Source organism: Nocardia sp. NPDC003345, assembly GCF_053589395.1.
Genome location: NZ_JBSFRU010000231.1, coordinates 1 through 10,548 on the forward strand (window position 1 = coordinate 1; position 10,548 = coordinate 10,548).

At 70.4% G+C, this 10,548-nt stretch carries 11 protein-coding genes; 7 read left to right on the top strand and 4 right to left on the bottom strand.

What is annotated here, in order from left to right:
• The 5 genes from ACWDU1_RS22450 to ACWDU1_RS22470 form a co-directional block, all read left to right on the top strand.
• A partial coding sequence (locus ACWDU1_RS22450; protein ID WP_450001223.1) for a hypothetical protein occupies positions 1-1,147 on the top strand: 1,147 nt, incomplete at its 5' end.
• On the top strand, positions 1,144-2,520 hold the full coding sequence (locus tag ACWDU1_RS22455) for a glycosyl hydrolase family 28-related protein (protein WP_450001225.1): 1,377 nt from the start codon (positions 1,144-1,146) through the stop codon (positions 2,518-2,520). The genes ACWDU1_RS22450 and ACWDU1_RS22455, both read left to right, overlap by 4 nt.
• 10 nt (positions 2,521-2,530) lie before the next feature.
• Positions 2,531-3,094 carry a YdcF family protein gene (locus tag ACWDU1_RS22460; protein WP_450001226.1) on the top strand — a complete coding sequence of 188 codons (564 nt, stop codon included), beginning with the start codon at positions 2,531-2,533 and terminating at the stop codon, positions 3,092-3,094.
• 24 nt (positions 3,095-3,118) lie between these two features.
• Positions 3,119-4,447: a glutamate-1-semialdehyde 2,1-aminomutase gene (locus ACWDU1_RS22465; RefSeq protein ID WP_450001242.1), complete on the top strand. Its 1,329-nt coding sequence runs from the start codon at positions 3,119-3,121 to the stop codon at positions 4,445-4,447.
• On the top strand, positions 4,444-5,622 hold the full coding sequence (locus ACWDU1_RS22470) for a glycosyltransferase (protein WP_450001228.1): 1,179 nt from the start codon (positions 4,444-4,446) through the stop codon (positions 5,620-5,622). Before ACWDU1_RS22465 ends, ACWDU1_RS22470 begins: the two co-directional genes overlap by 4 nt.
• Before the next feature lie 18 nt (positions 5,623-5,640).
• Here the strand turns inward: ACWDU1_RS22470 and ACWDU1_RS22475 are convergent, their stop codons facing one another.
• From ACWDU1_RS22475 to ACWDU1_RS22485, 3 genes are all read right to left on the bottom strand, one after another.
• Positions 5,641-6,933 carry a diguanylate cyclase domain-containing protein gene (locus ACWDU1_RS22475; RefSeq protein ID WP_450001230.1) on the bottom strand — a complete coding sequence of 431 codons (1,293 nt, stop codon included), beginning with the start codon at positions 6,931-6,933 and terminating at the stop codon, positions 5,641-5,643.
• Between the two features lie 111 nt (positions 6,934-7,044).
• A complete protein-coding gene (locus tag ACWDU1_RS22480; RefSeq protein WP_450001232.1) occupies positions 7,045-8,166 on the bottom strand; it encodes a terpene synthase family protein in 1,122 nt (373 codons plus the stop codon).
• A gap of 123 nt (positions 8,167-8,289) precedes the next feature.
• Positions 8,290-8,940, bottom strand: a complete 651-nt coding sequence (locus tag ACWDU1_RS22485) for an endonuclease (RefSeq protein ID WP_450001234.1) — start codon at positions 8,938-8,940, stop codon at positions 8,290-8,292.
• Positions 8,941-9,160: 220 nt separating this feature from the next.
• On the opposite strand from ACWDU1_RS22485, the gene ACWDU1_RS22490 reads away from it, so the two are divergent.
• A complete protein-coding gene (locus ACWDU1_RS22490; protein ID WP_450001236.1) occupies positions 9,161-9,652 on the top strand; it encodes a beta-class carbonic anhydrase in 492 nt (163 codons plus the stop codon).
• 269 nt (positions 9,653-9,921) lie between these two features.
• The gene (locus ACWDU1_RS22495) at positions 9,922-10,317 is read left to right on the top strand and encodes a hypothetical protein (protein ID WP_450001238.1); all 396 of its coding nucleotides are present in this window, start codon (positions 9,922-9,924) and stop codon (positions 10,315-10,317) included.
• A gap of 49 nt (positions 10,318-10,366) precedes the next feature.
• Here ACWDU1_RS22495 and ACWDU1_RS22500 read toward each other — a convergent pair.
• On the bottom strand, positions 10,367-10,548 hold a 182-nt coding region (locus ACWDU1_RS22500), incomplete at its 5' end, for a hypothetical protein (protein ID WP_450001240.1).

Consider the following 10,548-nt stretch of genomic DNA (forward strand, 5'->3'; position numbering starts at 1 on the left):
CAAGATCACCGCGGACACCCCGCCCGCGACCTCCCTGCTGCGGGTGTCGGTGACCGATGCGGATCCCGAAACCGGGCGGGTTCTCGCCGACCAGGTCGTCGCCCAGGTCCGGGCGCTGATCGACGAACTGGAAACCATCGAGGCCACCGCCGCCCCGGCGGCGCGGGTGGCGGTGGTCGACGCCGCGCAGACCCCCACCGAGCCGAGCGGCCCGGGCAGCACCCGGCTGCTGGCGGTGGGCGCACTGGGCGGTCTGCTGCTCGGCGCGGCGGTCTCCTATCTGCTGGACCGGCTGGACAAGAAGATCCGCGATACCGCGGAGCTGCAAGCCGTGGGGCAGCCGGTACTGGGCACCGTCGCGCTCGGCGAGCCCGGCGAACGCGCCGATCTGCGGGCGCTGCGGGCGCGGCTGCCGGAGGCCGGACGGCTGTTGGTGACCGGACTGGATACGCGGACCGAGCCGGGGGCCGTCCTGGGGCTGGCCGCGGTGCTGGGCGCCACCGGCGACCGGGTGCTCGTCATCGACGCCGACACCACCGGAGCGGGCGTGTCCACCCTGCTCCCCGAGACGCTGCGGCAGCGGACGGCGACGGAATGGCCGGTCCGCGAGGAGAACTCACGCCGGGAATTGGTGACCGCCGCCTCCAGCCGTACCACCGCCGCGGTTCGCGGTGAGGTCTTCGACCCGCCGACGGTCAAACTGGACCTGCGTGCCGGCGCCACCGCACCACCGCTCGAGGAGATCGCCGCGCCCACCGCGCCCGGTGGCCGGGCGGGCGACGGCCTGGCCGCGATCCTGCGCGAGGAGGCGCGCGTGGACCACACGCTGGTCCCGTGGCCGGAGGAATCGGTCACGATACTCGCGCTCGGCAGCGCCGACGACCGCACGCCGGATCTGCTGGCGTCGGCCCGGTTCGATACCGTGCTCGCCGAAACCGCCCAGAAATTCGATCACATCATCGTCGATACCTCCCCCGCCGACGCCGCGGCCGTCGCGCCCAAGGTGACGGCCGTCCTGGGTGTGGTGCAACTGGGCCGCGACCGCGGCGACCACGTCACGGCCACGCTCGCCGCACTGACCGGCGCGGGCGCCACGGTGGCCGGGGTGGCGGCGGTGCCCCGACGGAGCCGGTGGCGGCGCTCGTGAGCGGACCCGAATCCGGCCGCCGGCGCGGCCGGCTCCAGCGCCGCGACCTGCTCGCGGCCGGGCTCGGCGCCGCCGGTATCGGCGCCGTGGCGGCCCCGCTGGCCGCACGCGAATCGCAGCCCGCGCCCCTGGTGGTACCGGTGGGCACGATGCCGGCGACCGTGCGCGATATCCGCGCGTTCGGGGCGGTCGGCGACGGGAAGGCCGACGATACCGAGGCTCTGGCCGCCGCGTGCAGCACCGACGGCGTGCCGCCGGTGCTGTACCTCCCGGCCGGTGAGTACCGGATCACCGCGTGGCCGGATCTGCCCGACTACGCCGTCGTCTACGGTGACGGCGCCGATGTCACCACGGTGTTCTGCGACCGCGACACCACTCTGATCGACCTCGAGCGCAAACAGCGGATCCGGTTCGCGCGGCTGGGTTTCTACCTCACCGGCCCGGCAGCCACGGCGGTACGGCTCGCCGAATGCTTCCGCTGCAGTTTCGACACCGTACTGCTGCGCGGTAACCACCTCGGCGACAACCATCCGCGGTACGCGGGCCAGCGCGGGGTGGTGCTGGAGGCCAATACCGGCGGAACCTCGTTCATCGATTGCGATATCAACAATTTCGGAGTCGGGCTCGCCACCTCCTGTATCCAGAACTACGTCACCTCGTCGAAGTTCACCGGCAACCGCATCGGGGTGCTCGGCACCGGTAACGACCACAACGCCGGGCTGGCGCTTACCAACGTCGAGTTCGTCTCCGATACCGATCCGGCCACCACCGACCGGCATCTGCTGATCGACGGCGCCGCCAACAACTGGTGGCTCACCAACGTCTGGTTCGAGGGCGCGGAAGTCGCGGTGCAGGTGGGAGCGGCCGGCCGGGGCGGGCCCTCACAATTCGGGATGGTCAACTGCAAGGTCGCCGCGCGATCGTGTGATATCGACCTGATCCACTGCCGGCAGCCGTATCTGGCGAATATCGCCTTCGACGCCGACCCCGGTGGCCACCCCGCCGAACTGCGGATCGACGAGGCCGGCTGCCCGGAGGGTATCGCGGTCAACCTGATCTCGTCGGCGGGCGCCGAGGTCGACCCGGGCGTATTCCCGCGGCACTGGCAGGTCTTGGGCCGCGGCCATACCCACCGGCCGGTGTTCACCGGTACGGTCACCGCGCGCGCCGACGGCGCCGACGAGATCCTGAACGCGGTGGCGCCCGACGGCGCCGGCCTGGCGTCGGTACTGGCCAGCGGCGCGTGGCTGTCGGAGCGAGCCGACGCCGGTGTGGTGCTGCGGGATCCGGAGGGCGGGTACTGGCGGCTCGTGGTCGCTCCGGACGGCGCGTTGCGTACGGCGCCGCTGGGCCGGGACCGGCCGGTCCGCTGAGATGGCCGGGATGAGCGGGACGCCCGGCGGGCGGCGCCGGGTCCGGCGGTGGCAGGTGATCGCGTCGGTCCTGGTTCTGACGACCCTGGCGGCCGTCGCCGGGTGGCCGGTCTTCGTGCGGCCCCAGGTCGACCCCCTGCGGCCCGCCGACGCGATCGTGGTCCTCGGCGGCACCCCGTACGAACGATTCGATCTCGGGCTAGAGCTCGCACGCGAGCACTGGGCACCGGAACTGCTCATCGCCGCGTCGACCGGACTCGACGATCCCCGGATGGACCGCTACTGCCGAACCCGGTATCCCTTCCGCGTCACCTGCTTCGAACCGCGGCCGTGGACCACCCGCGGTGAGGCGCAGGAGATCCGCCGCCAGGCCGATGCCAAGGGCTGGCGCCACCTCATCGTCGTCACCTTCACACCGCATATCTCGCGGGCCCGCTACATCGTGGACCGCTGTTTCGACGGCGAACTCACCATGGTCGCCAGCCCCGGCCGCACCGACCCCATGTTCTGGACCTGGATGTATCTCCGGCAGAGCGCCGGATATCTGAAGGCATTCACCGAATCCGGCTGTTGAGCCGCCGACCCAGGAGCGACAGTGATCACCGATTTCGGCCGCAGCGACAGGGCCCAGGCCCGGCTGCACGAGCTGATTCCCGGCGGCGCGCACACCTACGCGCGCGGAGCCGACCAGTACCCCGAGCATATGGCGCCGGTGCTGGTGCGCGGTTACGGCTGCCGGGTTCTCGATTGCGACGGCAACGAGTTCGTCGAATACGGAATGGGCCTGCGGGCGGTGACCCTCGGCCACGGCTACCGCCCGGTCGTCGACGCCGTGGCCGCCGCGATCGCCGACGGGGTGGGATTCTCCCGGCCCACCATGCTCGAACTCGCGGCCGCCGAGGACTTCCTGGCCCTGGTGCCCGGGGCGGAGATGGTGAAATTCGCCAAGAACGGGTCCGATACCACCACCGCCGCGGTACGACTGGCCCGCGCCGTGACCGGCCGGACCACCGTCGCCGTCTGCGCCCAGCCGTTCTTCTCCGTCGACGACTGGTTCATCGGGACGACCGCGATGCCGGCGGGCATCCCGGCGCAGCCGACCGTCCGCTTCCCCTACGCCGACCTCCCCGCGCTGGCCCAGGTACTCGCCGGCCGGGAGGTGGCGTGTGTGGTGATGGAACCGGCTACCGCGCTGCACGAACCCCCACCCGGGTATCTGGCGGGCGTCCGGGATCTCTGCGACCGCTACGGCACCCTGCTGGTGTTCGACGAGATGATCACCGGTTTCCGCTGGGCGGCCGGTGGCGCCCAGCAGGTGTACGGGGTGGTCCCGGACCTCTCCTGCTGGGGCAAGGCGATGGGTAACGGGTTCCCGGTCTCGGCGCTGGCCGGCCGCCGCGAATACCTCGAACGAGGCGGCCTGGCCACCGACGACGAGCGGGTCTTCCTGCTGTCCACCACGCACGGTCCGGAAACCGGCGGTCTCGCCGCCTTCCGGGCGGTGGTGCACGCCTACTCCACCACCGACCCGGTCGCCCGGATGGAACGCGCCGGCCGGCGGCTGCGGGCCGGCTTCGAGGCGATCACCGCCGGACTCGGAATCGCGGCGCACTTGCGGATCGAGGGCAGGCCCTCCTGCCTGATCTTCCGGACCCTCGACCCCGACGGCCGGCCCTCGCAGGAGTTCCGCACGCTGTTCCTGCAGGAGTTGCTGCGGCGCGGCGTGCTGGGCCAGTCCTTCGTCACCTCCGCCGCCCACACCGACGCCGATATCGACAGCACCCTGGACGCCTGCCGGGATGTCGCGGCCGTCTACCGCCGGGCACTGGAACAGGGCTCGGTGACCGGACTGCTCGCGGGCCGTCCGGTGGCGCCCGCGGTCCGCCCGTACGCGGCACCCCGGCGGCTCGAAGGGGTACTGCGATGAACCCGGCCACGACTCCGGCCCCGCGGCCGCCCCGGATCGCCTCCGGGGTCGCCGCGGCCGAGGTCGCGATCGTGCACGAAAGGTTCACCGAGTACGGCGGGTCGGAAGCGGTCGTCGGCGAATTGGCCCGTATCTGGCCCCGGGCCCGGGTGTTCGCGCCCATCGTCGACCCCACCGCCGCGCCGGCGCACGCGCACCCTCCGTGGGACACCGTCTCCGGTGGACCGCTCTCCCGGATCCACGCCGCCACCGGCCGGCGGTCCCACGCCCCGCTGCTGCCGTTCGTACCCCGGGCGCTGCGCGGTCTGCCGCTGCGGGACCGTTACGACGCCGTGGTGATCAGCCATCACGCCTTCGCCACCCAGGCGGCCCTCGCCACCGACGCCCCGGTCATCGCGTATGTGCACAGTCCGGCCCGCTGGGCGTGGGAGCCGGAATTCCGGGCGCGGGAGGCCGGTGGCGCGGCCGGCCGGGCCGCGCTGGCCGCCCTCGGCGTGCTGGCCCGGCGGGGTGAGACCACCGCGGCCCCGCACCTCACCGCGGTGGTCGCGAACTCCCGCGCGGTCGCCGACCGGATCCGGGAGCGGTGGAATCTGCCCGCCGCCGTGGTCCATCCCCCGGTGCGCCTGGACCGTTTCTCCCTCGACCCGGCGGTCGCGCGCGAGGATTTCCTCCTGTTCGCCGGCCGGCTGGTCCCCTATAAACGTCCCGATCTCGCCATCCGTGCCGCGCAGCGGGCGGGTTGCCGGCTCGTGGTGGTCGGCGACGGCCGCTACCGGGCGCGGCTGGAGGCGATGGCCGGGCCGGAGACCACCTTCCTGGGTGCCGCGCCGGACGAGGTCCTGGTCGATATGTACCGGCGCTGCCGGGCCCTGCTCATGCCGGGGGTGGAGGATTTCGGCATCGTGCCGGTCGAGGCGATGGCCTGCGGTGCGCCCGTACTCGCGGTGGGTGCGGGGGGTGCCCTCGACACGGTGTTGCCCGGGCGCACCGGCGCACTGATCGCGCCCGGGACCGACGAGGCCGTCGTGGACGGCTTCGCCGCGGCGCTGCGCGATCCCGCGGGTGCCGGGTTGTTACCCCCGGCGCCGATCCGGCGGCACGCCGAGACCTTCGGACCCGAGATGTTCCGCGCCCGGATGGCGGAGATCGTCGGCGCGGCGATGGGCCGGTAGGAGTACCGGGCGGACCGTTCAGAGACCCTCCGGGCCGGACCGGATACCGTTGTCCGGGGTGTGCAGCACCCACTGGGCCTTCCCGTTGTTCTTGGCGTGGTAAAGCCCGGTATCCGCGGCCTCGAGCAGTGCTTCGGCGTGGCCGTCGCTCACCGTCGTCATCACCGCGCCGATACTGGCCGAGACGTGGAGCTCGTGGTTACCGGCGTCGAGGGGTTCGGCGAGCGCGTCGAGGAGCCGGTTCGCCACCAGCGCCATCCGCTGGTCGTCGACCGGCGGCGGGACCAGGGCGACGAATTCGTCCCCGCCGATCCGCGCTACCAGACAGTCCAGATCCTCCACACTCTGCTGCAGGCGCTCGGCGACCGCGGCGAGCACCTTGTCTCCGACACCGTGTCCGAATCGATCGTTGACGTGCTTGAACCGGTCCAGGTCGACGAAGCACAGGCCGATGCAGTCCTCGGCGCCCGCACCGTTGATCGTGGCGTCCAGCCGTTCCAGCAGATGGCGGCGATTCGGTAGCCCGGTCAGCGGATCGTGACGGGCCTGGCGGCGCAGTTCGTCCCGCATCCGGTGCTGTTCGGTGACGTCCTCACCGACCGCGAGCAGGTAGTTCGGATGTCCCGGGCGGCCCTCCACGAAGGTGATGGAAAACGACGCCCAGCCGTAGCTGCCGTCGGCGCGGGCGATCTGCTGTTCGAGTTTGACCGCGCCCCGTTTATTGGGCACCAGGCGCTCGTACACCATTTTCCGGATGCGGGCGCGATCCTCGGGGTGGGCGAATTCGTAGACGGAGATACCGCGCAGTTGTTCCACCGGCACCCCGATCATTTCGGCCAGTACCTGATTGACGTCGAGCAGTACGCCGTTGGTATCGCCGATGGCGATCGCTACGGCGGCATTCTCGAACACCACCCGGTACCGCTCGTCGACCCGCCGCATCCGTTCGTCGGGTTCGAGGGAGTTGAACAGCAGTTGCCGCCGCCAGCCGAACCCCTCCCCGAACTTCGCGAGCAGGATCGCGACCCGGCGCGATACCTCCTCGCCGGGGTCCGGTCCGGCCAGCGCGCGCAGTACCGGGGCGGACGCGGCCACCACATCGTCGGAGGTCAGCCCCGTGGTGACCAGCGCCGCACCGGCGCGCGCACCCGCATCGGCGTCGAAAGGCGTCACGACCAGCGCGCGGGCCAGATCCCCGGTCAGGCCGTCCAGCAGCTCATCGAGATCGGCGCCGCCCGGTGCCGCCCAGCCCGCCGACGTCAGTGCCTCCGACCAGGATCGGACCAGCTCCCGACGTTCCGACCCCGTCATCGCACCCCTTCGATTCGCCGATCTCGCCCCCGCTCGCCGATACCTGTGATCGCGGTCCGGGTGGCATCACACCTGCCCGAATAGTGAACATACTTCCTTATCCGCCGATCATCATTTCGAGCCGGTGCTCCGATTCTCCGCGAAGATGCTCACGCCTTTGTATCGCTGCGTCCGCAGCTGCCACACCCAGCTTGCCCGGACGCAGGCGGAGAGGTCGTCGAGATACCGCTCGACCTGCGCCGCGAAAGCGGAATCGGAGACGTCCTGCGCAGCGCACCAGGCGGCCACCGCGTCGTGGCGGGAGCGGAATTCGACGAGCCGGGCGCGGACCAGATCAGCGGCCTCGCGGACAGCGTCCGGGAGTGTCGCACCGGGATTGTTCAGCAGGCAGACCGGTATCAGATTGAAATCCGAGCGATCCACGACGCACTCCTTCTCGAAGGAGAACATATCGTTCATCAACGCGCCCAGCTCGGCCGTGAGCACCTGTAATCGGCGCAGGTCGTCCGCCGGTCCCGCGGCCGCCAGCAGATCCCAGGCCAGATACCCGTCCCGGCCGAATTCGCACAGTGCGATGGCCGGATACATCCCCGACACCTGGGCTCGCAGGTCGATGTACTCCGCGACCGTCAGGACATCGCCACGCGACCGGGCGTTCTGGTCCCGGATCGCGGTGTGCAGATGCTCCAGCGTCGAGGCCAGGAACAGGTCCAGCCAGCCCGGATCGGCCAGTTCCGTAAGCCTGGACAGGAATTCCATCGTCGCCGATTCGAACGGTGACGGATTCTCCGGCGGCGTGCGGGTCTGCAGCAGCCGGGACAACCGATCCAGATCGGTACGTGCCCGCTGCTGTTCCACATCGGCGAGATGGCCGAACTTCTCCCGGCCGACCGTATCGTTGAGCCAGAACAGGATCGCGTTGAACAATCCGATCACTGCCAGCCGCTCCACGCTGACCGGCCACGGATGCAGGTAGGGCGTCATGCTGTTGTAGTGGGCGCCGGCCGGCTCCAGCCAGATCCCCTGGGCCCGGCAGTAGCGCTCCACCTCGGCACACGCCTGGTCACCGAACGGGCTCGGCCGGAAGTCCCGGCAGTAGTCGTCGATATCGCAATCGGGTGTACTGAACAATTCGCGCAACGACCAGGGCTCGCCCGCCCTCATCCAATCCTCGTATTGCGCCTGCATATCCGCGATCTTCTGCTCGAACGCCGATGTATATCGAGAAGCCACGACGACTCTCCTCCCGCCTAACCAAACCCTTCCAGTCTGGTCGACGGAACCGGCCGCTGCCACTGGAGCGAGTGGTCCGCGGCGGTGGCCCACTCCGGGCGGGTTACGCCCGGAGCCGGCGGATCATCGTCGGGAGCTCCCGGTACGCACCCCGTCGGCCAGTTCGTCGTCGCTGCCGGCCCGTACGAGAGCAGCCGCGAAATCGGCGGTGTGGCCGGTGGGTGCCAGGGCGGCGAGTCGCTCCGGGTCGGCGGGTAGATCGATACGTTTGGCTCCGCGCACGGTGCGATCGTCGAAATAGGGCCGCACCCAGGTCCAGACATCCTGCACCTCACGCAGGAAGATGCTGCCGCCGGTGGGGCCGACGCCCTTGAACTCCTGGATCAGTTCACCGGCGCGTTCGATGTCGTGCCCGGCCTCTTCGGCGAGTCTGCGCAGGTCACCACCGTAGCGGTCGAGTGCGATGGTGGCGGTCGCACCGAGCTGGGAGGCAGCGCTCTCGTCGTAGCGGCGATAGTGGCCGCGTCCGAGCGCGTCCACCAGGTCCTGCCAGTCGGCGTCCGCGACCTTGCGCGCGGTCCCGTACCCGCTGCCGACCAGTTCGGCCGTTGCCGAGATCGCGAGATCGGCGGAGATCCGGGCACTGAGCAACTCGGTCAGCATAAGCAACTGGAACAGCGGCGCCGGTTTGTCGTCGAGATGGATTCCGGCTTCGGCCGCGAAGGTGGTCCCGGCCCGGTCGAGCAGTGTGTGCACTACGTCTCGCTGGCTCATGACGCCTCCTTTCTGCCGCGCGCTTACCCACCGGCCCGCGATCCACACCTGATCGCTCCCGGCCCGCGACCGGATACAGTCCGATGCCAGGCTGCGCGTGTCGCCGGTCCCGCGCCAGGCTTCGGCTCAGCGCGTATCTTTTACTCCCGGCCGCACCCGCGGTCCGAGATCGTGCAGGGAGATCCACCGGAGCCAACCGTCGACGATCGGAGATCGGTGCATGACTGTCACTGATGAGTACCTGGCCAACAACGCGCAGTACGCGCAGCAGTTCAGCGGCCCGCTGCCCTTGCCGCCGAGTAAGGGCGTCGCCGTGGTCGCATGCATGGACGCGCGGTTGGATGTGTACCGGATCCTCGGGTTACAGGAGGGCGAGGCGCATGTCATCCGCAACGCCGGTGGTGTGGTCACCGATGACGAGATCCGTTCGCTGGCCATCAGCCAGCGGTTGCTCGGCACCACCGAGATCATCCTCATCCACCACACCGATTGCGGAATGCTGACCTTCACCGACGACGATTTCAAACGCTCCATCCAAGAGGAGACCGGCCTGAAACCGGCCTGGTCGGCCGAGGCCTTCCCCGATCTCGACGAGGATGTGCGGCAGAGTCTGCGGCGTATCGAGTCCAGCCCGTTCGTCACCGCGACCTCGTCGCTGCGCGGCTTCGTCTTCGATGTCGCCACCGGCGCGCTCGCCGAAGTGAAGGCCTGAACGCCGCCCCGGGTCCGGGTGCCGGGCGCGGCACCCGGATCCGGGCCTTATCGCGGCGGCGCTCCGCCCATCCAGCGGCGGACACCTGTGACAAACACACATCGCGGAGGCCGCGAGCCCGTGCATTTGGGGATCCGGATCCGCTTATATCTCGACGGGTTCCGGCGATAGACAGGCATGAACGAAACAGATTGCCCGTCGGGGCCCTCGCGTGTGCGGTGCGAACGCCAACCGACCGGTGCGGGGCCCGAGGCGGGGCGGGTGGCGCGATGACGCTGCACTGGCTCGACAAATCGGCCCTCACCTGCCCTTACCCCCGCAGCGGGCATCGCCCCGATACGGTCCCGGCGACCCGGGTGGTGTTGCGGCGCGGGCGAATCGGCATTCCCGCGACGGTGGCCTGCGATACCTGCGCCGCGGAACTTCGCGCGTTCGAGGAGTATCGGGGCGTCCCGGTCGCCGTGATATCCCTGGACGACGCGCCCGACCTGCCCGCGCCCTGCCGGTCGTTCTGGCGTTCGCATGCGTGTTCGTTGCAGGCCGGACACGATGAGGGCCCGGGTCCCACACCCCACCGGTGCACCTGCGGCGCCCATCCCGGCCCCACGCCGGCCGTGACCGGCGCCGCCGGTGCCTCGGGAGACGTCGGCAGTCTCTCCGCATAGGTGACCGGGCCGGCCGCCGCACAGCGGTGCCGCGCGGCGACCGGCCCGGTCAGCCGGTCAATTCGTCGATCGAAGGGGATTCGTTGCGGGAGAGCGTGATACCGAGGTTGGACGCGGTGCGATCCACCTCGTCGTCGTCGCCCCGGGCCAGATCCACGGCGAGGCCGTCGGCCGAGAGCACCTCGACGTTGAGGCACAGCGACTGGAGTTCTTTGAGCAGAACCTTGAACG